21 protein-coding genes and 1 pseudogene are annotated in these 26,928 nt (G+C 45.5%); 18 read left to right on the plus strand and 4 right to left on the minus strand.

Annotation, left to right across the window (positions count from 1 at the left end; all coding sequences use genetic code 11):
• Window positions 1–149: 149 nt before the first annotated feature.
• From EL244_RS02475 to EL244_RS02485, 3 genes are read right to left on the minus strand one after another with little or no spacing between them, the layout of a single operon-like run.
• A complete protein-coding gene (locus tag EL244_RS02475) occupies window positions 150–335 on the minus strand; it encodes a hypothetical protein (protein WP_126458488.1) in 186 nt (61 codons plus the stop codon).
• On the minus strand, window positions 332–3,430 hold the full coding sequence (locus tag EL244_RS02480; RefSeq protein ID WP_126458490.1) for a MexW/MexI family multidrug efflux RND transporter permease subunit: 3,099 nt from the start codon (window positions 3,428–3,430) through the stop codon (window positions 332–334). Before EL244_RS02480 ends, EL244_RS02475 begins: the two co-directional genes overlap by 4 nt.
• 11 nt (window positions 3,431–3,441) lie before the next feature.
• Window positions 3,442–4,551 carry an efflux RND transporter periplasmic adaptor subunit gene (locus tag EL244_RS02485; RefSeq protein WP_126458493.1) on the minus strand — a complete coding sequence of 370 codons (1,110 nt, stop codon included), beginning with the start codon at window positions 4,549–4,551 and terminating at the stop codon, window positions 3,442–3,444.
• Window positions 4,552–4,640: 89 nt separating this feature from the next.
• Between EL244_RS02485 and soxR the strand changes: the two genes are divergently transcribed.
• The 8 genes and pseudogenes from soxR to EL244_RS02525 all read left to right on the plus strand — a co-directional run bounded on the left by soxR (window position 4,641) and on the right by EL244_RS02525 (window position 11,796).
• Entirely contained in the window at window positions 4,641–5,138 is a 498-nt protein-coding gene (soxR, locus tag EL244_RS02490) for a redox-sensitive transcriptional activator SoxR (protein WP_112836083.1), read from the plus strand.
• A gap of 195 nt (window positions 5,139–5,333) precedes the next feature.
• Window positions 5,334–6,119, plus strand: coding sequence for an SDR family oxidoreductase (locus tag EL244_RS02495; protein WP_039855798.1), 786 nt, complete (start codon window positions 5,334–5,336; stop codon window positions 6,117–6,119).
• A 35-nt stretch (window positions 6,120–6,154) separates the two neighbouring features.
• Window positions 6,155–7,402: a styrene monooxygenase/indole monooxygenase family protein gene (locus EL244_RS02500; protein WP_126458496.1), complete on the plus strand. Its 1,248-nt coding sequence runs from the start codon at window positions 6,155–6,157 to the stop codon at window positions 7,400–7,402.
• Between the two features lie 10 nt (window positions 7,403–7,412).
• Entirely contained in the window at window positions 7,413–7,949 is a 537-nt protein-coding gene (locus EL244_RS02505; RefSeq protein ID WP_223844753.1) for a flavin reductase family protein, read from the plus strand.
• A gap of 14 nt (window positions 7,950–7,963) precedes the next feature.
• Window positions 7,964–8,746: a cyclase family protein gene (locus EL244_RS02510; protein ID WP_126458499.1), complete on the plus strand. Its 783-nt coding sequence runs from the start codon at window positions 7,964–7,966 to the stop codon at window positions 8,744–8,746.
• Between the two features lie 3 nt (window positions 8,747–8,749).
• On the plus strand, window positions 8,750–10,363 hold the full coding sequence (locus tag EL244_RS02515) for a phytoene desaturase family protein (RefSeq protein WP_126458502.1): 1,614 nt from the start codon (window positions 8,750–8,752) through the stop codon (window positions 10,361–10,363).
• 93 nt (window positions 10,364–10,456) lie between these two features.
• Complete coding sequence (locus EL244_RS02520; RefSeq protein WP_006816016.1) at window positions 10,457–11,353, plus strand: SphA family protein; 897 nt, start codon at window positions 10,457–10,459, stop codon at window positions 11,351–11,353.
• A 144-nt stretch (window positions 11,354–11,497) separates the two neighbouring features.
• Window positions 11,498–11,796: pseudogene (locus EL244_RS02525) on the plus strand (helix-turn-helix domain-containing protein).
• Window positions 11,797–11,862: 66 nt separating this feature from the next.
• Here EL244_RS02525 and EL244_RS02530 read toward each other — a convergent pair.
• A complete protein-coding gene (locus tag EL244_RS02530; protein ID WP_039855752.1) occupies window positions 11,863–12,870 on the minus strand; it encodes an AraC family transcriptional regulator in 1,008 nt (335 codons plus the stop codon).
• Between the two features lie 721 nt (window positions 12,871–13,591).
• Here EL244_RS02530 and EL244_RS02535 point away from each other — a divergent pair.
• The 10 genes from EL244_RS02535 (at window position 13,592) to EL244_RS02580 (ending at window position 26,487) form a co-directional block, all read left to right on the plus strand.
• Window positions 13,592–15,790 carry a thiamine pyrophosphate-dependent enzyme gene (locus EL244_RS02535; RefSeq protein WP_126458505.1) on the plus strand — a complete coding sequence of 733 codons (2,199 nt, stop codon included), beginning with the start codon at window positions 13,592–13,594 and terminating at the stop codon, window positions 15,788–15,790.
• Between the two features lie 10 nt (window positions 15,791–15,800).
• Window positions 15,801–17,309 (plus strand): indolepyruvate oxidoreductase subunit beta family protein, encoded by a 1,509-nt coding sequence (locus EL244_RS02540; protein WP_126458508.1) that lies wholly within the window; start codon window positions 15,801–15,803, stop codon window positions 17,307–17,309.
• Between the two features lie 10 nt (window positions 17,310–17,319).
• Window positions 17,320–17,742: an acyl-CoA thioesterase gene (locus tag EL244_RS02545; RefSeq protein WP_039855749.1), complete on the plus strand. Its 423-nt coding sequence runs from the start codon at window positions 17,320–17,322 to the stop codon at window positions 17,740–17,742.
• Between the two features lie 29 nt (window positions 17,743–17,771).
• Window positions 17,772–20,087 carry a bifunctional salicylyl-CoA 5-hydroxylase/oxidoreductase gene (locus EL244_RS02550; RefSeq protein WP_126458511.1) on the plus strand — a complete coding sequence of 772 codons (2,316 nt, stop codon included), beginning with the start codon at window positions 17,772–17,774 and terminating at the stop codon, window positions 20,085–20,087.
• Between the two features lie 29 nt (window positions 20,088–20,116).
• The gene (locus EL244_RS02555) at window positions 20,117–21,244 is read left to right on the plus strand and encodes a cupin domain-containing protein (RefSeq protein ID WP_112836089.1); all 1,128 of its coding nucleotides are present in this window, start codon (window positions 20,117–20,119) and stop codon (window positions 21,242–21,244) included.
• A gap of 68 nt (window positions 21,245–21,312) precedes the next feature.
• Window positions 21,313–22,224 (plus strand): fumarylacetoacetate hydrolase family protein, encoded by a 912-nt coding sequence (locus EL244_RS02560; protein WP_126458514.1) that lies wholly within the window; start codon window positions 21,313–21,315, stop codon window positions 22,222–22,224.
• Between the two features lie 18 nt (window positions 22,225–22,242).
• Window positions 22,243–23,274: a carbon-nitrogen hydrolase family protein gene (locus EL244_RS02565; protein ID WP_006816007.1), complete on the plus strand. Its 1,032-nt coding sequence runs from the start codon at window positions 22,243–22,245 to the stop codon at window positions 23,272–23,274.
• Window positions 23,271–24,026, plus strand: coding sequence for a maleate cis-trans isomerase family protein (locus tag EL244_RS02570; RefSeq protein WP_006816006.1), 756 nt, complete (start codon window positions 23,271–23,273; stop codon window positions 24,024–24,026). The genes EL244_RS02565 and EL244_RS02570 overlap by 4 nt, the downstream gene beginning before the upstream one ends.
• Before the next feature lie 85 nt (window positions 24,027–24,111).
• A complete protein-coding gene (locus tag EL244_RS02575) occupies window positions 24,112–24,564 on the plus strand; it encodes a MarR family winged helix-turn-helix transcriptional regulator (protein WP_039855745.1) in 453 nt (150 codons plus the stop codon).
• A 276-nt stretch (window positions 24,565–24,840) separates the two neighbouring features.
• Window positions 24,841–26,487 (plus strand): Na+/H+ antiporter, encoded by a 1,647-nt coding sequence (locus EL244_RS02580; protein WP_115163934.1) that lies wholly within the window; start codon window positions 24,841–24,843, stop codon window positions 26,485–26,487.
• Window positions 26,488–26,928: the final 441 nt, after the last annotated feature.

Genomic DNA, 26,928 nt, shown 5'->3' on the forward strand with positions numbered 1-26,928 from the left:
AACAAGAAAATTTGTGGCTCAGAACCTTTTGTTTAACATCATAAAAATACCTCTAATCAATTCTAAATATTAAGCGTCGTTTAACCCCTAATTATGAGGTCTCCAATATTAGGGGTTTACGTTACATTGATGCGGCTCTTTTTATGGGGCTATTTATAGAATGAGTTTTCTGCACTTTTTTGCTTAGAACGCGCGGGGTAACAGTGGTAAATCATCATCATTGCGCTATTACTCATTGGGTTACCTGAAAACGCTTGCTGCTTATCTTCACGGGTACCGCGTTTCTCTTTGCGATTGGTGGTTAATGAAATAGGGTTTAATGAAGAATAATTCATTTTGCATCTTCCTCTTTAATTAGACGATCCGCTTCTGCGAGTTCATAGCGTCTTGGGGTCAATGCATTTGCGCTATGGTTACGAGCCAATAATGAATAAATTGTTGGCAGTACAAATAAAGTAAACAGGGTACCAATCAGCATTCCCGTGACAATAACCAGCCCCAATCCAAAGCGGCTATTGGCGCCAGCGCCCGTGGCGAACAGCAATGGAACCAAGCCAATCACCATGGCGGCAGTGGTCATCAAGATAGGACGCAGACGAATTTGTGCCGCTTTCAAAATTGCTTGGCGTTTATCAAGCCCTTCATTGGCTTGCAGTTCATTGGCAAATTCCACCATCAAGATCCCATGTTTACTGATCAAACCAATCAAGGTGACTAAGCCTATTTGGGTATAAATATTCAAGGTGGCATAGCCCAATGCGAGTGGGATCAAGGCGCCACAGATAGATAACGGAACGGTGATTAAAATAATCAATGGATCAACAAGGCTTTCATATTGTGCCGCTAATACCAGATAAATAATGACCAACGCAGCCATAAAGGCAAAGGCGAGCGTATTGCCTTCTTGCTTATATTGGCGAGAATCTGATTGCCAGTCATGGCTAAAGCCCGCGGGTAATTCGCTCGCAATCTCATCTAAGTAGGCGACCGCTTGCCCTAATGTCACCCCCGGTGCCGGAATAGCTTGGAAAATAGCCGCATTTTGTTGGTTAAATTGAGTCAGTTTATTAGGTTCAACTTGGGTTGAAATCTCAACGACCGTTGATAGCGGGATCATGCTGCTATCTTGTGCTTTCACATAGTGGCGAGAGAGTGCTTCCGGCGTTAAACGCTGATTGCGCAAACTTTGTGGGATCACATCGTAGGAACGGCCATCCATCCCAAAGCGGTTAATGTAGTTTTCACCGACTAACAAGGTCAGGGACTCCCCAATATCCTGCATACGGATCCCCAAACTGTTCGCTTTAGAGCGGTTAATTCGCACTTCAACGACGGGGTTGTTGTAGTCAAGATCGCTATCTACCACCATAAATAATCCACTTTCACGGGCTTTTTGTTTGATCTCTTCCATGGTGCGATACAGGACAGGGTAATCTTGCGGGCTTTTTATCACCATCTGAATGGGTAACCCACCTGTAGAACCCGGTAATGCAGGGAGTTGGAACACAAAAATACTGTTGCCTTCTACCTCGCCGACTCGCGCTTGTAAGTCGGATTGAATTTCGGAAGCTGGGCGATTGCGTTGCTCCCAAGAAGAGAGATTGGTTCCCCCAAAACTGGCGGAAGGCCCATCTGTCCCGTTAATTATCCACGTACTTTCAGTTTCTGGTAGATCCATGAATACATTGTGTAACTTGCGAGAAAAACGCTCAACATACTCAAGATTGGCATGTTGTGGAGACTTAATCGCTGTTAAAACACTGGATTGGTCTTCAACAGGGGCTAATTCACGAGGGGCTGCTTGATACAGTATGGGTAAACTAATCACCACACCTAACGCTAAAATGCCCGTGATCCAACGGTTTTTCAGGGAGAAATTTAAAACGGCGGTGTAGTAGTTGGCGAGGGTATTAAAAAAGGTTTCCGCCATGCGCGCCATACGCCCTTCATTTTGTTTTGAGTTCAGCATAAACGAACTCATGACCGGCGAGAGGGTCAGGGCGACGATGCCTGAAACGATCACTGCACCTGCTAATGTTAACGCAAATTCTTTAAATAATGCCCCAGTTAGCCCAGACATCAATCCAATGGGGGCATACACTGCCGCTAGCGTAATGGTCATGGCGATAACAGGGCCTGCCACTTCACGAGCACCAATTAATGCAGCAAGTACGGGCGATTTTCCCTCTTCAATATGTCGATGGACGTTTTCTACCACCACAATGGCATCATCGACGACCAAGCCAATCGCCAGAACCATGGCTAATAGCGTCAATAAATTGACGCTAAAACCAAATGCCATCATCAGCGCAGCGGCACCCAACATGGATAAGGGAATGGCGAGAATGGGAATGATCACACTGCGGATGGAGCCTAAGCATAAATAGATCACCGCGATCACGATCAGTAATGCTTCGACTAAGGTATTAATCACTTGATCAATGGAGGCTTTGATAAAACGAGAGGTCTCAAACGCCATCTCGATCTTGACTCCCGGAGGCAGGGTTTTGACGATATCAGGCATTAAGGCGTTCATACCATCGACAATCACCAGCGGGTTTCCTGTGGGGGTTGCGAACAGACCTAAATAGATTGCTGGTTCACCATTCATCAAGCCGCTGGTTTCAGTGGAAGATGCGCCGAGTTCCACGGTTCCAACATCTTTCAGGCGAACTAATCCATTTCCATCGTTACGGATCACTAAATCACGGAACTCTTCTACGTTGGTTAAATCGGTATTCACATACACGTTGGAAATAACATATTCACCTTTTACCTTACCGGGGGCGGCTTGGTAGTTATTTTGGCGTACGGCTTGCGCAACTTCAGCGGCAGAAATACCCCGTCCCGCAAGTTTATCCGCATCTAACCATAGGCGCATGGCAAGTTGCTGCCCACCAAAAACTTGCACTTTTGCGACGCCATCGATTGACGAATACATCGGCTCAACGACCCGAGAAATATAGTCAGTTAGGGCGGGTATTGATAATTCGGTGCTGGCGAATCCAATATAAGCAACCGCAGTGGATTCCCCTGAAGAAAGCTCAATCACGGGGTCATAGGCTTCTTTTGGTAGCTTATAACGCACCTGATTTACCTTTGCCATGACTTGGGTAAGGGCTTGAGTTGAATCGCGGTTTAACTCCATCCTGACGGTAACAAGGCTACTACCTTGAACGGAAGAAGAGGATAAATAATCCACACCTTCTACAGAAGAAACCGCTTGTGCAATAGGTTGGGTCACAAAGCCTTGCATCAACTTGGCAGAGGCTCCGGGGTATTGAGTACTAATCGTGATGGTGGCACTTTCTAACTGTGGGTATTGGCGAATAGGTAATTTACTCAGCGCAAATAAACCGACTAATACGATCAAGGCACTTACCACCAGCGCGAGAACAGGTCGACGTACAAACAGATCCGTGAATTTCATAGCGTCCTTCCTTATGACCCTTGAGCGGTATCTAACGTAGATTTAGCCAATGTATCTTGGGAAACTGGCGTAATCGCTGAGCCATTATTTAGGCGCAATTGACCGGATGTGACCACCTGATCGCCAGTATTTAAACCATGCTCAATTTCAATTTTTCCATCAAACCGTTGACCCGTTTTCACAGAAATACGTTTGGCGGTCATCGCTTCACCGCTGCCTTCTGCGATAAAAACAGTATCGCCATAAGCGGTATAAGTGACGGCAGTTTCAGGAATGGTCAGCACTTGGTTATTGGCTTGGCGCACCACATTAACGTTGGCATACATACCCGCTTTAAGCTGACCATTGCTGTTATCGAGAGTGGCTTGCAAGGCGACGGTTCGGGATTTACCAATCAATGGATCAATCGCGGTGATCCGTGCAGGGAATGGGGTGTCAGGATAAGCGTCGACGGTAATATCGACCACTTGTCCTTGATGTAATTCCGGGGATGCTTGCTCATCCAATGAGAAATTCAGTTTCAGAGTTTGCGTATCGACAAGGCTGGCGATAGCTTCTCCCGGACTCAAATATTGGCCCTCATGGACTTGACGGATACCAATGGTGCCATCGAAGGGCGCATGAATGGCTTTTTGGGCAATTAACGCTTGAGTTTGTTGTATCAATCCTTGTGCCATATCTCGTTCGGCACGGGTACTGTCCACTTGCGCTTCAGCCACTAAATGTTGGGTAGATAATGATCGTGTTCGCTCATGCAACCGAGACGCATTACGGTATTGGGCTTGATAACGGGCGAGGTCGGCACGCTCTACGGCGTCATTGAGCTGAACCAGTAATTGCCCTTTTTTAACCTGTTGCCCAGATTCAAAACCAATTTTAGTGATCCTCCCGCTGGTTTCCGCAGCTACAAACACTTGGCTTCCGGCTTCTAATTCTCCGACGCCATAAAACGTTCGTGGTGCATTATCGAGGGTGACAGGGGCTAGAGCCACTTTCACGGGTGGATATTGATAAGCGGTCTGTGGCTTATTATCAGTGTTGGCGTAAGTCGAGTAAATCACTGCGCCGCCGCCAACTGCAATGAGCGCAGCACATAGCAGAGTGAGGTGTCTTTTATTCATTATCATTGAGCATCTTAAATTGACAAACTGTGGCGGGCACTATAAAACCTTAAGTTAAGTTAAGTTGAGGTCAATAGAGACAAGTGAAAATGGCAGATAAAGGCACGAAAACGATAAAAACGGGTAAAATCAAACAAGAACAAATAGATTTTACGCGTGCATTAACGGTGGGTGAGGTCGCTAAACGCTCAGGAGTCCCGGTCTCTACGGTGCATTTTTACGAGTCAAAAGGGCTGATTCAAAGTGCTCGAACTCAAGGAAATCAGCGCCGTTTTCCGCCAGTCGTTTTACGCTATATTGCAATTATAAAAGTGGCACAAAGCACCGGAATCCCTCTCAAAGAGATCCAAGATGCATTAGGCAAATTCCCGGCGAATAGCAAGTTAACGTCAGAGGAATGGAAAGGAATGTCGACAGAATGGAAAAGTTCATTAGATAGGCGAATCAAACAGTTAACTCGGTTACGCAATGAATTAGACCACTGCATTGGTTGTGGCTGCCTTTCCCTTAGTGACTGCCCTTTGCGCAACCCTGAAGATGTCCTCGGAAATAAAGGCTCAGGAGCTCAGATTCTAGAACGTCCTTAAATCACACTTTTCATTATCTGGATAGTCACTGCAAAATGTGGCTATTTCTCCAATATTATCATTACCTTATTATTCAAATTGCCGCGCTGAGCGGATAATCTTTGCGCATATAGGCTACAGCTTTTTGCTGATCTTGCGTAATGATGCTTCATGTTAATTTTTTGTGAATGCATTGTGAGCAAAGAGGGCACAGCGATGAAAGGTTTGAATAACAAAATTGCCATTGTCACGGGTGGCGCAACTAAAATCGGCGCAACAGTGGCAAAAATATTATGTTCTTATGGTGTCAAAGTTACCATTTTTGATATCGATAAGGTTAACGGTGAAAAGGTGGCTCAGTCAGAGCCTAATATCGATTTCTTACCGGTAGATATCACCGATGATCAGCAGCTCAAACAAGGAATTGACCGTGTTGCGCAAAAATATGGGCAACTCGATTTTTTGGTTAATCTGGCCGCGACCTATCTGGATGACGGTCAAGCATCTTCACGTCAAGATTGGTTAACGGCTTTAAATATCAATGTGGTCAGTGCAGTAATGGCAGCGCAGTTTGCTAAACCGCATTTAGCCAATGCTGAAAAAGGCGCCATTGTTAACTTTACCAGTATCTCCTCATCGGTTGCGCAAACAGGTCGTTGGCTCTATCCCGCATCGAAAGCCACCATGTTGGAAGTCACTCGTAGCCAAGCCATGGACTATGCGCCAGATGGCATCCGAGTGAACTCGGTTTCTCCGGGCTGGACATGGTCTCGCGTGATGGATGAAATTACGGGCGGCGACCGCCAAAAAACTGACCGCGTTGCAGCGGATTATCACCTTTTACAACGTGTTGGCGACCCTGAAGAGGTTGCTCAAGTTGTCGCATTCCTACTTTCTGATCTGGCGAGTTTCGTGACTGGCGCAGATTACGCTGTCGATGGCGGTTATTCCGCTATGGGGCCTGAACAGGCTAAACCCGCAATTCCCCGTCTTGCTGAATAAGACATCGTTATTTTAATCTCATCGAGGAAACAACTATGCGTCGTATAGCAATCGTAGGTGGTGGTCAGGCGGGTATGCCATTGGCATTAGGGCTATTAGATAAAGGCTATGAAGTTACTGTTGCCACCAATCGAACCCCAGATGATGTCAAAAATGGCCGAGTGATGTCCAGCCAATGCATGTTTGATATCTCGCTACAATTTGAGCGCGATTTAGGGATCAACTTCTGGGAAGACAAATGTCCACCTGTCGAAGGGATTGGTTTTACGGTTCCCCATCCAGAAAAACCGGGTGAAAAAGCCATTACTTGGCGCTCCCGTTTAGATAACTATGCGCAAGCGGTGGATCAGCGCATCAAAATGCCGTATTGGATGGAGCTGTTTGCTGCTCGTGGCGGTGATTTGCGTATCGAAGATGTTGGCGTTGCAGAATTAGAACGTTTAGCAGAAACCCACGATTTGGTGATCCTTGCGGGTGGTAAAGGGGAAATTGTGAAGCTACTAGAGCGCGATCCTTCTCGCTCGCCATATGATAAACCCCAACGTGCGCTGGCTTTGACCTATGTTCACGGCATGTTGCCAACTCCTGAATATTCCCAAGTTTCCTTCAACCTGATCCCAGGTGTTGGCGAATACTTTGTCTTCCCATCTCTGACCAACAGCGGCGATTGTCACATCATGGTATTTGAAGGTGTACCGGGTGGACCGATGGATCAATGGGGCGAGGCGCGTACACCGCAAGAGCATCTGGCATACAGCAAAAAGATCATTGAAACCTATTTACCGTGGGAAGCTGAACGTTGCAAGCATGTGGAATTAACCGATGAAAATGGCATCTTAGCCGGACGCTTTGCTCCAACGGTACGCAAGCCCGTATTGACTCTGCCATCAGGCAAAATTGTGTTTGGACTCGGCGATGCATTAGTCACCAATGATCCATTAACGGGCCAAGGTTCTAACAACGCCACTAAAGCCTGCAAAGTTTACTATGACGCGATACTCGCCCACGGCGACAAGCCATATACCGCACAGTGGATGAACGAAACATTCGAACAATTCTGGAAATACGGTCGCCATGTGGTGGAGTGGACAAATGCACTGTTAGCACCACCAGAGCCCCATGTTCTTAACGTGTTAGGCGCAGCGCAACAATTACCAGCTTTAGCTCACACGGTCGCAAACGCCTTTAACTACCCACCCGTACTTGCACCATGGTGGCACGATGCCCATGCCTGCGATGCTTATATTCAATCGTTGATGCAAGAAGAAGTTCGCGCTTCGTAGGAGAATCAGTATGTCGATGATTGCAGAGGATACGCTCATGTGTGATAGCGAATGGGGTCATACCGAATTTGAATCAAAAACCTTACGCAATTTATTGGGTTGCTACCCGACAGGGGTCGCAATTGTGACCACGCGCACGGCAGACGGGCGTGATGTGGGGCTAACCATCAACTCATTTGCATCACTCTCTTTGGATCCACCGTTGGTGCTATGGAGCTTAGTTAATCACTCTCCAAACCTTGCGGTATTTCGTGATTGCCAGCATTTCACCATCAATATTTTGGGGAAAGATCACCAAGAGCTTGCAATGCGTTTTGCTAACCCGCGCATTGAAAACAAGTTTGACGATGTGGCAATCCACATCACTCCAGAGGGTATTCCCGCATTACATGGGGCATTAGTGACCTTAGTTTGTGAAAACCACAAACAAGATCATATCGGAGATCACTTATTGATGGTGGGTCATGTTCGCCGCATCGGCAGTGAAACTGGTAAGCCTTTAGTTTTCCACAGCGGTTCATTTACCGCTCTACATGAAGCGCAATAAGCGCAGGAGAGAGTATGGAACAGCAAACTTTGATGTCATTCGCCAGTGAATTACAAAAAGGCAATATTCAAATTATCGACTTGACGCAAACCTTATCGCCTTCATTTCCTGCGTTACAGCTGCCTGCTGAGTTTGGGCAAGTATGGTCATTTAAGATGGAGCAAATCTCACGCTACGATGAAAATGGTCCGGGTTGGTATTGGAATAATTTTAGCTGTGGAGAGCATACTGGAACCCACTTTGATGCACCTATTCACTGGGTTAGTGGCAAAGACCAACCCAATAATACGGTAGATACCATTCCGCTAAAAAACTTCATCGCTCCTGCTGTAGTGGTGGATGCGAGTAAAGAAGTGGCACAAAACCCAGACTGGATACTGACGGTAGATTTTTTACAAAAGTGGGAAGAAAAACACGGCAAAATTCCCCAAGCGGCATGGGTACTATTACGCACGGATTGGTCTAAAAAATCTGACAATCCAGAAGCCTATGTGAATATGCGTGAAGATGGTGCCCATACTCCGGGTCCTTCACAAGAGGCGGTGGAATGGCTGATTCATCAGCGTAATGTTAAAGGTTTTGGCGTTGAAACAATCAATACGGATGCTGGACAATCGTATAGCTGGCCAATTCCCTATCCATGCCACACCTTGATGCATGGCAATAATAAATATGGTCTGCAATGCTTAAAAAATCTCGATAAATTACCAGCCACTGGGGTCGTGATTGTCGCGGCACCGCTGAAAATTGAAGGTGGTTCGGGTAGCCCACTGCGTGTGCTAGCGCTGGTGGGGTGAGGTATGACAACCTTATCTAACCCCCAAGTGATTGTCGTGGGTAGTGGGATGAATTCGCTGATGTGTGCCGCTTTATTAGCGGTGCGCGGAAAATCAGTATTGGTACTGGAACGTAATGACCGCCTTGGCGGCTGTATTCGTACCGAAGAACTGTTTGCCGGTTATACCCACGACCTCCTTTCCTGTTGGTATTCGCTGTTTGTTGGTAGCCCGGGTTATCAAGAGTTAGAACCGTATTTAAAACCCCATGGACTGGAATTTGCACAATGTGACTATTCCACAGGATTAGTGCAGCCAGATGGTCAGTCTATTGCCTTAAAACGGGATATTGGCGAAGCCGCAAAACAGCTGGATGCTATTGCTCCCGGTGATGGTTTAGTGTTTCGAAAAATGGCAGAAAAACTGTTTAGCGCAGATGCGGCACTGACGTTTGGTTTACTCGGACAAAACCCGTACAGCGGCGGGATGTTCAAATTACTGTTTTCTGAGTGGCGTAAACGGGGCGTCGATGGGTTACTCGATTTCGCAAAATCGGGTGTGGAAAGTTTTCGGCGTTGGTCTGAGCGTGAACTTCAACATGATTTTAGTCGCGCATTAATGTCCCCATGGGTATTACATACGGGATTAGGGCCTGATGAAGCCAGCTCCGCATTAATTGGAAAACTGACATTTGCGGCAGTGGTTGCTGGAGGAATGCCGGTGGTGAAAGGCGGCAGTTATCGCATTGTTGAAGCCTTTGCCAAGGTCATTGAACAACATGGGGGAGAACTGCGCACAGGAACCCATGTTGAAAAAATTATCACCCAAGGTAGTGGAAAAAATAGCCGTGCTGTCGGTGTTAGCGTTAATGGGCAAGTGATCCATGCCAACGAAAGTGTGGTATGCAATGTGACACCGACTCAATTATATGGATCTTTACTCGATGAGGTTTCTCCGCAAGTTCAGCAACGGGCGAAAGGCTACCGCTATGGGCGTGGCGGAATGCAAATTCATTTTGCGTTGAGTGCGCCTCCACCGTGGTGCAACCCTGAACTGCTCAATGTTCCATTAGTTCACTTTACCGAAAGCATGGAGCAAGTCTGCTTATCGGTCACTCAAGCCAACAATGGCTATCTACCCAATAAACCGACATTTGGTATTGGTCAGCCGACAACATTAGATCCGAGCCGCGCACCTGAAGGTGGATGGATTCTGTGGATACAAATGCAGGAACTTCCACGTCGCTTAAAAGGTGATGCAGCGGGAGAGATCGAAATTCCGGAAGATGGGCGTTGGAATGAAACGGTTCGTGAGGCAGTAGCCGATCGTATTCAGCGACGTCTGGAAACGGTGATGCCAGGTTTTTCTCAATTAATTATCGGTCGCAAGGCAATTTCCCCTGCGGATCTGGAAAATTACAACTGTAACTTGGTTGGTGGAGATCCTTATTCAGGAACCTGTTCCCCTGACCAATTCTTCTGGTTACGACCTTTTGCGGCATCAGGGCAAACCAAAGCCCATCAAACCGCGGTCAACAACTTATTCCATATTGGAGCTTCAACGCATCCGGGGCCCGGCCTTGGCGGGGGTTCTGGGTATTTAGTCGCTGAGAAATTAGCAGCGAAAAAAAAGCGGTAATGGGCGTTACAACATCATTGGCAAGACAAACACAGTAATACATTTTTAACCATAAAAATAACTACCATAAAAACAACAATAGCGGCAGGTAACATGATGAATAAAGAAATGGTCAATAAGCTTCTCGTCGGCTCGTGCTTAGGTGCACTGTCATTTGGTGCTGTCGCAACGGAAGGGGGCGGTCTTGGGATCTACCCTGATGGGTTGGAAAACTTTATGTCAGGGGCGCTGCCACCGCAGGGTGTGCATGTCCTAATGTACGGTGGAAATGCCCATTACGACAGCGTTCGTGATAATAAAGGTGACAAAATTCCTATTCCCGGATTTAGCGTCAATGTTAACGTATTAGCACCACGCCTTATCTGGGTTACCGATCAAAAAGTGTTTGGTGGCGATCTTGCCTTTCATACCATTATTCCTTTACTGGATGTCACGGCAAAAGCCGCTGGAAATAAAGAAACTAGCCGAGGATTAGGGGATATCACATTCGGTCCCGCTTTAGGTTTTCATCCTTCTGCTGACTTACATTATGTGGTGGGATTGGATGCCTATGCACCAACAGGAAAATACAGTAAAACTGACCCATCGAGTTTAGGTAAGAATTACTGGGCATTACAGCCTGTGTGGGCGATCAGCTATATTCCACCCGTGGGTGTGAATGCGGATTTAAAAATGATGTATGACTTTAACTTCCGCAATAACGATACGGATACACGTTCAGGGCAAGCTTTCCATGCGGATTATGCCCTAGGCTGGGGCTTCGGTAATGGCTGGGTCGCGGGGATTGGTGGATATGGGTTTATGCAAACTACCAATGATAGCGGACCAAACTCGGCACAAGGCAAGGCACAAGCCTTTGCCGTCGGACCGTCAATTCGCTACGCAAATCCACAAGGTTGGTTATTTACTGCCAAGTGGGAAAAAGATTTTGCAGTTGAAAACCGCCCTGAAGGCTCACAGATTTACCTCAAAGCCTCCATACCGTTTTAATCCCTCAATCTTTAATTGGCAGCCGAAAGGCTGCTGATTTTTGAGTTGTTCGAGCTTATAAATTCGTTTTTTCTCATTTTGAATTTGACATATAAGCTATGGCTTATATGTCTCGCATAAGCTAAAACTTATATGAGGGTAATAATGAAAAAGTTAAAACAAGCCATTGCTGAGCGTTCTCAAGAAAGTCAGGAAAGAATCAAAAATCTTACTGATACATTGGTGTTAGAGACGGGATTACAGCTTTTAAGGGAAGAGCTAAATATTTCACAGAAAACGTTAGCAAATAATCTTGGCGTATCTCAACCTGCGATCACCTAGATAGAGCAAAGAGGGAATGATATTAAACTCTCAACGTTGAAGCGCTATATTGAAGCGATGGGGGTAAAGTGAGTTTAACGATAGAGTTACCCACTGGAGATGACCGAGTTTTTCATATCTGAAAAGTAAAGCGCTGGGCGCAGACAACCAGCGCTGTCGATTTAATGACTGTGTATGATAGTCGTTCACTAAGCCTTTTTCATACTTTGGCTTGGCGTTTCCCCATAGCGTTGCTTATATTCCGCACTAAAACGCCCCATATGCGCAAATCCCCAACGCAATGCAACGCCAGTCACGCTGGTGGCTTCACCTGACATCAATTCAGAACGGACTCGCTCCATGCGCAAATCCCGTAAATATTGCATTGGGCTGATATCCAAAAACTCTTTAAAGCCAGCGTATAAACTGCGCAAACTCACACCGGCAATATGAGCGAGTTGCTCAACCGTAATGGGCTCATGAGCATGCGCCTCTAAATATTCCTGAACACGGCGAACATGACGTGGGCGAATTGTGGCTCGGCGCATACCAGAATCTTCTAGGTAGTTATGTTGATGGGTCGATAATAAGGTCACGGAAACTAACTGCTCAACTTGGGTGGTAATCAATTTATGTTGCAGCAAATCAGGGGTTCTCGTTGCGCACTCAATCAGATAATTCATCAAGGTGCGCCACGCAATGCAAGATTGCCATGCAAATCCCAATTCAAAAACTAAAGGCTTATCTAATGTATGCCCAAGCTGACCAACTAAACTACGTTCTAGTAAAGAACGCGAAATACGCAACATAAACTGGTCGTTATCCCCATTCCAGCGCATCACCGTTGACTCTTCAGGGCTGAGCAAAGAAGCCATGTGTGGCGTAGATTCGATACTTTTCCCGCCACTTTCGATCGTTGCACTACCGGATAGCGGCATTTGCACGAGAAAAAAATCTTCGAGTTGCCCCGGAGTGATAGCGACATCGGCACCATAGCGTAACCGACTGAGAGAAATATCCCCCATCGGAATGTAATGCATTCGGGCATCAAGCCTTTGATGTTGATTAAGTAATTTAAAATCATGGGGTTTCATCACTCTTCCCACCATGGATTTAATTTCTTCAGGATCCGTAGAACTAAACAATAATCGTTCAGAAGAGCAGAGTTGATTCTCTATCTGAGGTGCCGGTGTATAAGGCCATGAGTTGCTCAACATAAGGAGGTGCCTCCAAAGTAAACACAGTACCCTTGGTTGACCATGTTATTGGCGGTGTGGACTAACCGATTTCATGGTGCTTTGTGAGGGTATCTACGGGATATTTAAATATCTTATTGTTTTCATGATTTCCGACCTTCTTATACGGGTCGATTTGTTAACATTTTATTAAACTATCTGTAACTAATTATGTTTCGAACATAGCATAAAGAAAATGGCTTACCTAGGTATATTTGTGCAAAAACTATCCAGATAATGCAAAAAATTATAAAGAGTTTACTGATTGTGATTTCCATAACAATATAAAAAATAAAGTGATTTTATTTTGATTTCAGCTCTAAATATATGATCTTTCATATTGTTATCTGTGTTTATCTGCTTATTTGTTAGTCATGACAATTTCTATCTGGTTATTGCGTTTTTTATTGGCATAATTCTCTAAATCCACTTGGATTGTAAGGATTTATTGAGAGTAAATGCGAATTTTCAATTTTCATTTAAACAGCCATATATAGCCTTAAATCACCGTTGCTTGGGGCCGTATGTATAATTTTTTCATTGTTTTACAATGATTTTGTCCATTACATGCATCTCCTATCCACTCTCTGCAAAAATCTAATATGCATGATTAATCATGCATTGACCGATTATTAACAAATGAGATACAAGAAAGAAACACAAAAAAGATAAAAACGGTCTGACGTTGACTGGTGAGGTTAAAATGGCTGAGCGCTCGTTTGTTCAAGAAGTTCAAAAATTACGGCAAGGCGAAGGTGAAATCTTCAGTGGCGAAGGGATCCTTGCTGTCACTAAAGCATTACTTGAATCTGGTGTTTCCTACGTCGCTGGATATCAAGGATCGCCGATTTCCCATCTAATGGACGTGCTTGCGGACGCCCAAGATATTTTATCTGAATATGGCATCCGTTTTGAAAACAGTGCCAGTGAAGCAACCGCAGCGGCAACGTTAGCGGCTTCAGTTAACTACCCATTACGTGGTGCCGTGACGTTCAAAGCCACGGTTGGGACAAACGTCGCTTCTGATGCGTTAGCAAACTTAGCGTCTGGTGGTGTGCTAGGCGGGGCTTTGATCATCGTCGGTGAAGATTACGGCGAAGGCTCCTCCATAATGCAAGAGCGCAGTCATGCTTTTGCCATGAAATCCCAAATGTGGTTACTCGATCCTCGCCCTAATTTACCGTCGATTGTTCAGGCGGTAAAAGATGGTTTTGATCTGTCTGAAGCCAGCAACACCCCCGTTATGCTGCAAATGCGCATTCGTTCTTGCCATGTCCACGGACAATTTACGTGCTCAGAAAACCAATATCCTAAATTTACGATAAAGGATGCGTTGGAAAATCCGACCCGAGATGTGAGCCGTATCGTACTGCCTCCCGCCAGTTTCTTGCATGAAAAAGAGAAGATAGAGGCACGTTGGCCAGCTGCGATTAAATTTATCCAAGATCGTGAACTTAATGAATTTTTTGCTGAAGGTGCTGATGATGTCGGCATCGCCTTGCAAGGAGGATGCTATAACACCTTAATTCGTGCGCTGAATAAGGTTGGACTAGCTGATGTGTTTGGCAATAGCAAAATTCCCTTATATGTCATGAATGTGGCATACCCACTAGTCGACGAAGAATTCGAACGTTTTTGCCGCAATAAAAAAGCTATTTTAGTTTTGGAAGAGGGGCAACCAAACTTTGTTGAGCAGAATGTGGCGAACATCTTACGCCAGCGGGATATTGATATCGCACTTCATGGCAAAGATATGCTGCCTTTGGCGGGCGAATACAATACCGCGACGGTATTAGCGGGGCTGCGCTCCTTCTTTGAACGCTACGGAAAAATTGAACCACAAGTTAAAGCTGCGACAAACCAAATTCGTATTCCAACCATTAATGTGGCCGCAGTAAAAGCTGACGATGATTTGCCTGAATATATTAACGCAGCAGAACCCACTTTAAATGAAACCGTACATGCGCGCCCACCCGGATTTTGTACGGGTTGCCCTGAACGACCAATTTTTACTGCCATGAAGCTGGTTGAGCGTGAATTAGGGGAACATCACATTAGCGCAGATATTGGCTGCCATCTGTTCTCTATTCTTCCTCCATTTAACCTCGGCAACACTACGATGGGCTACGGTTTAGGTGGTGCGGGAACTGCTGCATTAAATGCCAATGCAGGAAAGCGTGCAATTGCAGTGATGGGCGATGGTGGTTTTTGGCATAACGGTTTAACCAGCGGGATTGCCAATAGTGTTTTCAACCGCAGCGATAACTTAACTATCGTGATTGATAATAACTACACGTCAGCAACGGGTGGGCAAGATATTCTCTCTTCAACAGCCCTGAATCCAACGCGTAGCACAGGTCATGAAATTGAAAATGCGGTGAAAGGTGTGGGGGTCAGTTGGGTAAAAACGATTAAGCATACCTATGACTTAAAAACGATGACGAAGACGTTGCGTGAAGCGCTGACGACTACAGAAAAAGGCCCCAAAGTTCTGATTGCGCAAAGCGAATGTATGTTGAATAAACAGCGTCGCGAAAAGAAAAAAGTTCGTCATGATATTTCTACGGGTAAACGTGTTGTTCGTGAACGTTTCGGTATTGATCCTGATACCTGCACTGGGGATCATTCCTGTATTCGTTTATCGGGCTGCCCATCATTATCGATCAAGCCAAATCCAGATCCACTGCGTACCGATCCTGTCGCAACGGTGATGGACAGTTGTGTAGGGTGTGGTTTGTGCGGTGAAGTTTCCCATGCCGCAGTGCTGTGTCCATCATTCTTCAAAGCTCAAATTATTACCAATCCAAATGGTTGGGACAAATTGCGCCACCGTGTTCGCGGCTGGTTTATTGGCTTCTTACAGCGTCGTGATGCACGCCGCCGTGAACAACTGAGTTTCTAAGGGGCAGCAAATGACACAACCTTTAATGGCATTACAGCCGATAAAAATCGCCATTCTCGCCATGGGTGGCGAAGGTGGCGGCGTTCTTGCCGATTGGATTGTTAATCTTGGCGAAGAAAACGGCTATTTTGCGCAAACGACGTCGGTCCCTGGTGTCGCTCAACGTACAGGGGCAACAATCTATTATGTGGAGCTATTTCCCGGGGCTGATAACCCAGAAACTCCGGCGCCCGTGTTGGCATTAATGCCAATGCCGGGAGATGTCGATATCGTATTAGCATCTGAATTGATGGAAGCGGGGCGTGCGGTACAGCGTGGTTTTGTAACTCCTGAACGCACCACGTTGGTGAGCTCGACCCATCGGGTTTACTCCATTGCAGAAAAATCGGCAATGGGAGATGGACGTGTTGATAGCCAAGCATTGATACGCCATACAGGGCAAGCAGCGCGCCAATTTATTCATTTTGATATGGCTCAAGCCGCTCAAGACAGTGGCAGTGTGATCAGTGCGGTTCTGTTTGGTGCTCTGTTCGGTTCCGGCGTGTTGCCATTTAGCCGTGAACAATTTGAAGAAACCATTATGCGAGGCGGCGTCGGTGTTAAACCTAGCTTGCGGGCATTTTCTCTGGGGGCAGAAAAAGCTGCACAGCCCGAAGAGGCTTACCAAGCTGAAGTGGCTGAAAATGTAGTAAAAACACCCCAAAATAAGCATGTTATGGAACTCCTTTCCCGTATTGATAACCAATTCCCTGAGCATGTTCATTACTTAGCAACTGAAGGCATTCGTCGCCTTATTGACTACCAAGACCCTGCATATGCTGAGCAGTATTTAGATCGGCTCGAGAGTCTGTTTACGCAAAAAGGCGGTGATGACCCACGCCTGCAACGTGCTTTGGTGCGCCACTTAGCGTTATGGATGTCTTATGAAGACACCATCCGTGTGGCAGATCTCAAAATTCGTGATAGCCGCTTTGCTCGGGTACGCAATGAAGTGCAAGCCAAAGATAGCCAACTGTTAGACATCAATGAATTTATGCATCCGAGAATTGAAGAGATTTGCGAAACGCTTCCCAAAAATTTAGGTAACTGGTTGATGAAGCCACATTGGGTTCACAAAGCCGTTCGCAAATTTGCCCAAAAGGGGCGCACGATCACTACCAGTTCTTTATGGGGCTTCTTACAGTTATACGTGCTTGCAGCATGGCGACGGGGAAGACGCTCAACATTACGTTATCAACTTGAAAATAATCGTATTGAAAAATGGTTAGCGGTAGTGGTTGATGCGGCGAAAAATAATCCTGCTCTTGCGACTGAAATTGCGCAATGTCAGCGGGTGGTTAAAGGCTATAGCGATACTCATGCCCGTGGATTGCGCAACTTCCAAGTATTGATGGACATTGTTGAGCGCCAAGGTAGCCAATTAGCCCCCATTAATCTACGCGAATTACGTGAAGCCGCATTAGCGGATGAACACGGAAAAGAGTTGCAAAAATGTCGCCAGCGTTTGGCGATGGAATAAGGACAACATCATGAGCTTACTGAAATTTTCACGGGAACATCGGATTCATTTTTCAGAATGTGACCCCGCAGGGATCGTGTTTTACCCACAATATTTCGTGATGTTTAACAACTTGATTGAACGTTGGTTCGATGAGCTGCTTCCTGAAGGATTTGCAGGTTACATTCTCGACCAGCGTTTTGGCTTACCAACCGTTCATTTAGAAGCCGATTTTAAAGCGATTAGCCGTATGGGGGACGATGTCCAGCTAGAGCTACAAGTTGAGCGTATAGGAAGTAAATCACTGACTCTGTGCCAACGTTGTATCAGCCTCGACGGTGAATTACGTATGCAAGTGACTCAAACCTATGTCACGACATCCCTTATCACGCATCAGGCGATCCCTATTCCTGATGCACTGTATAGCGCCTTAACCCAGCAGCAACCTGTGTAATGGCAAAACGTCATTAAAGGAGAAATTCCATGAATATCGTTTGTATCGGCGGCGGTCCCGCAGGGCTTTACTTCGGGTTGCTGATGAAATTACAGAACCCAGAAAATCGTGTTGTGGTGGTTGAACGTAACCGCCCTTATGACACCTTTGGTTGGGGTGTGGTGTTCTCGGATGCCACATTAAGCAATTTACGCAAAGCAGACCCTGTTTCAGCAGAAACTATCAGCGCAGAGTTTAGCCATTGGGATGATATCGACATTCATTTTAAAGGTAGCTGTAATCGCAGTGGCGGACACGGTTTTATCGGGATCGGGCGTAAAAAATTACTCAATATTTTGCAAGATAGTTGTCTTGAAGTGGGCGTAGAACTGGTGTTCGAAACTCAAGTGACAGATGACCAAGAAATTGCTCGCCAATATAACGCAGATTTAGTCATTGCTTCAGATGGGATCAACAGTGCGGTGCGCACTCGTTATGAAAATATCTTTAAACCGGATATCGATCAGCGTCGTTGCCGTTTCGTTTGGTTAGGAACTAAAAAGATTTTCGACGCATTTACCTTTATTTTTGCTGAAAATGAACATGGTTGGTTCCAAGTTCATGCTTATCAATTCCAAGATGGACTTTCTACATTTATCGTAGAAACGACGGAAGAAACGTGGTTAAAAGCCGGTATTGACCAAATGTCCCAAGAGGATGGCGTCGCTTACTGTGAAAAACTGTTTGCGCCATGGCTTGATGGGGAAAAATTGATGGCTAATGCTGCTCATCTGCGTGGTGCCGCCATTTGGATCCGTTTTCCTCGTGTTATTTGTGATAAGTGGGTGCATTGGACTCAACCAGCTGAAAACAAAGACGTACCCGTCGTACTGATGGGAGATGCTGCCCATACCGCACATTTCTCAATTGGTTCAGGAACTAAGCTCGCATTGGAAGACGCTATCGAGTTGTGTGAAAGTTTAAAAACCACTCAGGGTGATTTGCGCAAAGGCTTAGAGCATTACCAAAAAGTTCGTAGTGTTGAAGTATTGAAAATCCAAAATGCGGCACGTAACTCAACTGAGTGGTTTGAAAATGTTCAGCGCTATGAAAACCTCGACCCAGAGCAATTTGCTTATTCATTATTGACCCGCTCTCAGCGTATTTCCCACGAAAATTTACGCGTTCGCGATGGCAGTTGGTTAACGGATTACGAAAACTGGTTTGCCGAAAAATCAGGATTACCTACGAATGTTACTAACCAAAAAATCGCGCCGATGTTAACGCCTTATCGTTTGCGTGATTTGGAATTGAAAAATCGTGTGATTGCCTCACCAACATTATTGTATTGCGCAACCGATGGGGTTGTCAGTGACTTCCATTTAGTCCATATCGGGAGCCGTGCTCTTGGCGGTGCGAGCCTGATCATGACTGAAATGACTGCAATTTCTCCAGAGGCTCGGGTGACAACGGGATGCCCAGGAATTTGGAATGATGAGCAAGTCGCTGCATGGAAAAATGTGACTCAGTTTGTGCATCAAAAAACGGATGCAAAAATGGGTATTCAACTCGGTCATGCAGGGCGTAGAGGTTCAACTCAACGTGGTTGGGAACAAGAAAATCATCCAATGAAACACGGTAATTGGCCATTGGTTTCTGCCTCACCATTACCTTACTTACCGAATATTTCAGATACGCCTGCGGAACTGACTGAAGCGCAAATGGCAATAATAATTGACCAATTTGTTGCGGCGGCAAAGCGCGCGGATCAGGCTGGATTTGACTGGTTGGAACTGCAAGCAGGGCACGGTTATCTATTATCCAGCTTTATTTCACCATTGACGAACCAACGTACCGATGGTTTCGGTGGCTCACTGGAAAATCGCCTACGTTTCCCATTGGCAGTAGTGAGTGCAGTAAGAAAAGTATGGCCAGAGGGTAAGCCGCTTTCAGTGCGTATTTCTGCAACTGATTGGGTTGAGGGCGGTACCACGGTTGATGAAGCGGTCTTGATTGGGAAAGCTTTACACCAAGCTGGTGCTGACATCATTGACTGCTCATCGGGCGAAGTTTCGCCTCTGCAACAACCTGTTTATGGGCGCATGTACCAAACCCCAATGGCAGATCGAATTCGTAATGAAGGTTCGGTTCCAGTGATTGCTGTTGGTGCAATCACTGATGCGGATCAGGTCAACAGCATTATCGCTTCAGGGCGTGCAGACCTTTGCGCTCTATCTCGTCCATTGCTTGCTGACCCTGCTTGGTTACTTCATGAATGTGCTCGCTTTGGATGGAATACCGTAAATTGGCCTGCGCCATATGAATATGGTCGCCAGCAATTGATCCAACAATCGAAAAGTCGCTAATTGCGCTAGCTATATAGGAGCTAAAACCGATGACAACTCAGTCCCATGAACAGTATAGAGAAAATGTCGCAGGACGCGCAGATGTGGCCGACACTCCTGAATTGTTGGCGTATTACAAGCAATTAGATGAATTAAAAACTGGCGCATTATGGACGGTTGCTAACAAGATTGAGCCGTGGCAGCCAAAATCCCAGTCGGTGCCCGTGTTATGGCGCTACCAAGATTTACGGGAACATGTTTTACGTTCAGTGGATTTAGTGACGCCAGAAAAAGCCGGCCGCCGGGTTATCTATCTCAACAATCCTGGTCGTCAAGATGTCGCGGCAGCGGTGGGTTGGTTGTATTCCGGATTACAAGTTATGCATCCAGGAGAAGCGGCATCAGCACATGCGCATTCTTCATCAGCATTGCGTTTCATTATGGAAGGGCGTGGAGCTTATACCATTGTTGAAGGGCAAAAAATGATGCTAGAAGCCAATGATTTTGTGCTGACACCGAATGGAACTTGGCATGAGCATGGTGTTGCAGAGGATGGCTTACCGTGCATTTGGCAAGATGGGCTCGACATTCCCTTAGTCAATGCGATGGAAGCTGGCTTCTATAAAGTGCATCCAGATTTAAATCAAGTGCAGACACGTCCGGTTGATTACCCAGTGGGTATGTGGGGCGGAACGGCATTGCGCCCACAGCATATTGGCTGGGATAAACCTTATTCACCCCTGTTCAAGTATCAATGGGGGCCGACTTATGAAGCGCTACAACGTGCAGTAAAAGTTAGCGAGGGCTCACCCTTTGATGATGTGCTGATGCACTACACCAATCCGTTAACCGGGGGGCCAGTGATGCCAACGATTGGAGCGAGTATGCAGTTGCTGCGCCCAGGTTTTGTGGGTAAAGCCCATCGCCATACAGGCAGCTTTATTTACCAAGTAGCGAAAGGAAAGGGTTATTCGGTTATCAATGGGCAACGCTTTGACTGGCAAGAGCGGGATATTTTCTGTGTGCCGTCATGGATGTTCCATGAGCATGTGAATACCTCGCAAAGTGAGGATGCTTGCTTATTCTGTTTTAACGACCTGCCAGTGATGAACTCCCTTGGCCTCTATTATGAAGAGGCATTAGTGGAAAATGACGGGCACCAAAAAGTTATTGGCTAATTATTTATTCTAACTATTTACGTGAAGATTTCAGTCAGGCATATCGACCTGACACAAGGAGAAGAATTATGCGTCTTATTACTTACCGTTCAGATGTTACCGCAGCAGCACGTTTAGGTGCGATCGTTGATAGCCAAGTAGTTGATTTAGCGAGACTTGCTGAAGAAAACGGCCAATATTTACCAGACAATATGTTGGAATTTATTGATTTAGGTCCTCAAGGGATCCGTGCAGGTACTGAATTATTAAACGCACATAAAGGTCAATTCCCTGCGGGAACTGCATGGCCAGTACAGAACGTAAAAATTTTAGCGCCAATTCCACGTCCAAGAAAAAATATTTTCGGGATCGGTCTGAACTATGTTGAACACGTTGCTGAGTCTAGCCGTACTTTGGATACCTCGAAAGAATTACCTAAAGAGCCTGTTATTTTCTCTAAGCCGCCAACAACGGTGATTGGGACGGGTGATGCGATTGAGCATAACAGCCAGATCACGCAGCAATTAGATTGGGAAGTGGAATTAGCGGTGATTATGGGAACTCGTGCAAAAGGGGTTTCTGAAGCAGACGCACTGAATTATGTGTTTGGTTATAGCCTCATGATCGATATGAGTGCGCGTGATTGCCGCCGTGCAGGCCAATGGATTTACTCGAAAGGGCAAGATACCTATGCGCCGTTTGGCCCTTGCATTGTCACCGCAGATGAAATTCCCGACCCTCATTCCCTTAATTTGAGTCTGAAAGTGAATGGTGTGACTAAACAAGATTCCAATACTCGTCATATGCTGTTCAATGTTAACGCATTAATTGCAGATATCAGCAAAGGCATCACGTTAGAGCCGGGAGATATCATTGCCACGGGGACTCCTGAAGGCGTTGGTGCTGGGCGTTCTCCACAAGAGTGGGTATGGCCAGGAGATGTGATTGAAGCTTACGTGGAAAAAATTGGTGAGCTACGTCATCCAGTGGTTGCGGTATAACCCAAGGGAGATAAAAGTATGTTAAATCTACCTCAGTTTAAGGCGGCGGCGGTACAAGCCGCGCCTGTTTTCCTCGATACCAACGCAACGGTCGACAAAGTGTGCCGGTTAATCGAAGAAGCGGCAGATAACGGGGCTAAGTTAGTGGCATTTCCCGAGGTTTTTGTTTCTGGTTACCCTTATTGGAGCTGGGTGATGAACCCTATCGATGGTAGTCCATGGTTTGAAAAATTGTGCAAATCAGCGATTGAAGTTCCGGGGCCAGAAATTAAGCGCATTGCGCAAGCTGCGGCTCGTCACCATATTAATGTGGTGATTGGGGTGAATGAACGTAATCCCAACGGAATTGCTACTTTGTACAACACCCTTGTGACTATCTCGGATGAAGGGCGAATTCTCGGTCGCCACCGTAAATTAGTTCCGACTTGGGCTGAGAAATTAACGTGGGCAAATGGGGATGCGTCGTCACTAAAAGTCCACCAAACCAGTATTGGTCCTTTGGGAGCGCTGGCTTGTGGGGAGAATACCAATACGTTGGCACGTTTCTCATTATTGGCTCAAGGGGAGTTAGTGCATATCGCGAGTTATATCGCTTTACCCGTTGCGCCAAAAGATTACGACATGGCAGAGGCCATTCGCCTACGAGCGTCGGCACACTGCTTTGAAGGGAAAGTGTTCACCGTTGTTTCTTGTTCAACAGTTTCTGATGAAATTATTGAGGCGATGGCAGATTCTCATCCGGAATCTCGTGAATTGCTCGCGCGTCCTAATAGTGCATTTTCCGGCATTATCGGTCCAGATGGACGCGTAGTGGGTGAACCACTGATAGATAAAGAAGGGATTGTTTATGGTGAAATTGATTTAAATCGCTGTATTCAGCCACGTCAGATGCACGATATTACGGGGCATTATAACCGCTTTGATATCTTTGATTTACAGGTTAATCGTCGCCCACTGACTGCAGCTCGTTTTCATGATAGTGGGCAGAATGTGGATGAATTGAACCAATTTGCCGAAGCAGATGAGCAATCTCTGGAGAAAGGACTATGACTTTAGCGCGCACTTTTCGTATTGGGCAGATAGTGCCTTCATCCAACACGACAATGGAAACAGAGATTCCAGCAATTTTACGTGCTCGTGAAGCGATGTTTGCCGAACGTTTTACATTTCATTCCAGTCGTATGCGTATGCAAAAAGTGACCAAAGATGAGCTGGCAAAAATGGATTTTGACAGTGACCGCTGTGCGATTGAGCTATCTGATGCAGATGTTGATGTTTTAGGCTACGCTTGCTTAGTTGCGATCATGAGTATGGGAAAAGGTTATCACCGTATATCGGAAAAGCGCCTTCACGAACGTACCATCGATAATGGTCACCCAGCTCCGGTTGTCACCAGTGCAGGGGCATTGGTTGATGGGCTACATGCGATTGGGGCGAAAAAAGTCTCTATCCTAACGCCATATATGAAGCCGTTAACTCAGTTGGTGATTGATTACATTGAAAGTGAAGGTATTGAGGTTGTTGACAGTATTTCTCTCGAAATTCCTGACAATCTCGAAGTGGGAAGACAAAATCCATTAGCGCCTGTGGAGATCACCAAAAAACTCAATACCAATGTGGATGTTATCGTTGCCTCCGCTTGTGTCCAAATGCCCTCTTTGCCATCAATTCAATTAATTGAAGATAGAGTTGGGCTGCCCGTTTTATCATCATCGGTAGCAACCACTTACATGATGTTGAAGAAGCTGGGGCTGGATACCCGCGTGGATGGTTTCGGTTCATTACTTAGCGGAAAGTTTTAGTTAAATTATGTTAAGAGTTAGGTTTCCTTCTGCTACTCTGCTAGCTTCCAGTGTGATTAAACTTGAAGCTAAACATGAGGAACTGATGCCTGAATCAAAAGTTTTCGTGGATAATTATCTGCCTGCCCTATTGGGGCAGGCGTGGATGCTTGTATCATCTGAATTTCATGCGGTGGTCGAAGCCCATGGGCTATCAGTATTGGAGTGGCGAGTGTTGTCGACGTTGGCGAATAACGGGTCGATGGGGATAACTGAACTTTCCCAAAAAACTGTCAGTAAGCAACCGACTATCACACGAGTGCTGCAACGATTGGAACAGCAGGGGCATGTTATCCGTCATAATAACCATACAGGCAGCGATCGCCGGGTTACACTAGTCAGTGTGACATCAAGCGGAGTTGCTTTAGTGGAAGGATTATTAGTGGCGGCTGAAGAGCATGAAAAATTAGTATTAGCACCTTTAGGTACACGAAAAAGTAAAATGTTAAAACAGATTTTGCAGGAGCTTATTGATAGACACAGCCCTGAAGTTAAATAAGTAAATCACCATGAAATGGTAGGATTTATCTGTTTTTGATGTGTTTTAATCGTTTGCCAGTAAAGCTATTATTTAAGCCTTATAAAACATTGAGATATTCATTATTTCTATGACGTATTTTAAATTGAGTAATATCCTGTAACACAATGATTGATATGGTTGTTTTTGATTTTCTGGTTATTTTTAAAAGATTATAAATTGCTACTTTACATTGATTTGATTTATCTATTTACTGCAAGACAGAAAACTAATAGATAAACCATACTGGAGCACTCAATGTCAGTAGTGACACTTGTACTCGTTTTTTTACTTGCAGTGGTGGTGAGCGTTTTTGTTTCACGCTTACTTAAAGATATTATTCCGTTACCTATTATTCAAATAGCGTTAGGTGCAGCCTTATCGTTTTATGGGTTTACGGTAGAGTTCGAACCGCATTTATTCTTATTTCTATTTATTCCTCCTTTACTATTTCTTGATGGCTGGCGAATTCCCAAAGAAGCCTTATTTCAAGAAATTAAACCGATTATATCGCTAGCTATTGGGTTAGTCGTCGTCACCGTTATTGGGATGGGCTTCTTTATTCATTGGTTAATTCCGACATTTTCGTTAGCGGTGGCGTTTGCGCTGGCGGCAATTTTATCGCCAACAGACCCCGTATCGGTTTCTGCAATGACCGTGAATTCACCTTTACCATCGCGTATGGCGCATATTCTAGAAGGTGAATCACTGCTTAACGATGCAACGGGTTTAGTGTGCTTTAGTTTTGCAGTTGTTGCGGCGCTGACAGGGGAATTTTCACTGACATCCGCCGCTGGGCAATTTGTTTTGGTGGCATTTGGCGGGATCGCGATTGGCTTACTGGTGGCATGGGCGATTGGCTGGATTAACCAATTTTTGGTGAAACGGACCGGTGAAGAACCCTCGATTCAGATTATGATCAGCTTGTTAATGCCATTTACGGCTTACTTGTTAGCGGAACATTTGCATGTTTCCGGTATTCTTGCTGCTGTTGTTGCGGGTATTGCAATGCACTACGAGAAAATTGCAGGACGTATGCAAGCGGCAACTCGGATGCAGAGCAAGGCTGTATGGGATACGGTACAAACCGGTTTAAATGGGATGATCTTTATTCTATTAGGTGAGCAGCTACCGGGAATGTGGACTAATATGCCGGAGGTTGCAGAAGCGGCAGGAGCCAGTCATCCGTGGATGCTATTTGTCTATGTCGGTATTATTACCGTGGCATTAGGCGCGTTGCGTTTTGCGTGGGTATGGATTTCGATGACGTTAACGGTATTCCATAATCGTCGTCGTGGTAAGCAGGCGGATGAAGTTCGTATTCGTATGATGGCAGTGATGGCAACCGCAGGCGTGCGTGGTGCGATTACGCTAGCGGGTATTTTGACATTGCCATTATTGATGCCGAATGGCTCAATATTCCCTAACCGTGACGTGGCAATTTTCATTGCGATGGGGGTTATTCTATGTTCATTGCTTATTGCCAGCATTGCGTTGCCGATTTTAACTAAAGGTTTAGTGCAAGATTTACCCTATGATAATGATGAAATTCGTGCTCGTCTGGCACTGAATGAAGCCGCAATGGCACATATTCGGGAGCTAATGAACCACCCTTCAGAAGATGTTGATGAAATTGCGATGCGTACAGAAGTGGGGGCTCAGTTATTAGAGATTTATGGTCGACGTTTAGATAACTCTGATGAAACTGAATCTGATGTATTTGATTTACATAGAATGATTGAGATGGAACGCTCAATGTCGGGCTCTGCATTGAAAGCGAAACGAGATGCGTTATATCAGATGCGTAAAGGGAAGAATATTAATGAGCGAGTGTATCACCGTTTACGTGATGAGCTTGATCTTAAAGAAGAAACCCTTAACCATAATAAGAGTTCGAAGCATTAGTGTAGACTAGATTAATAAAAATGGCTTAAGGAAACTTAAGCCATTTTTTTGTATAGAAAAATAGTTTCAGGCAAGTTTAGTGATAACGTGATTCAGTTTACGTAATGAATAGTTTATTAGTGTAATAATTAAAATATTCTATTGAGTTTGGTGTTAACTCCAAGGTTTATACTAAGGTCAGTAATAGCAATGGAGGATTACATTATGTCATTTTTCAATTGGTTATTTAGTTTGGGTAGGAATTCTCGTTATTCAAGATATGGTCGAGATTCTCGATGCGGCGATAGCTCGGGCTATGGTTACTCAAAACATGGAAATAGTTCAAAACATGGAGAAAGATACAGAGAAGATGATGATTGTATCTCCCAGCAAAACCATGAAGTAAATAGGCAATATCAAAAGGTGACGAAGTGTAGTCAGTGTAGAGCGATTTTAAGTATG

It is taken from the genome of Providencia rustigianii (assembly GCF_900637755.1).
Lineage (GTDB): Bacteria > Pseudomonadota > Gammaproteobacteria > Enterobacterales > Enterobacteriaceae > Providencia > Providencia rustigianii.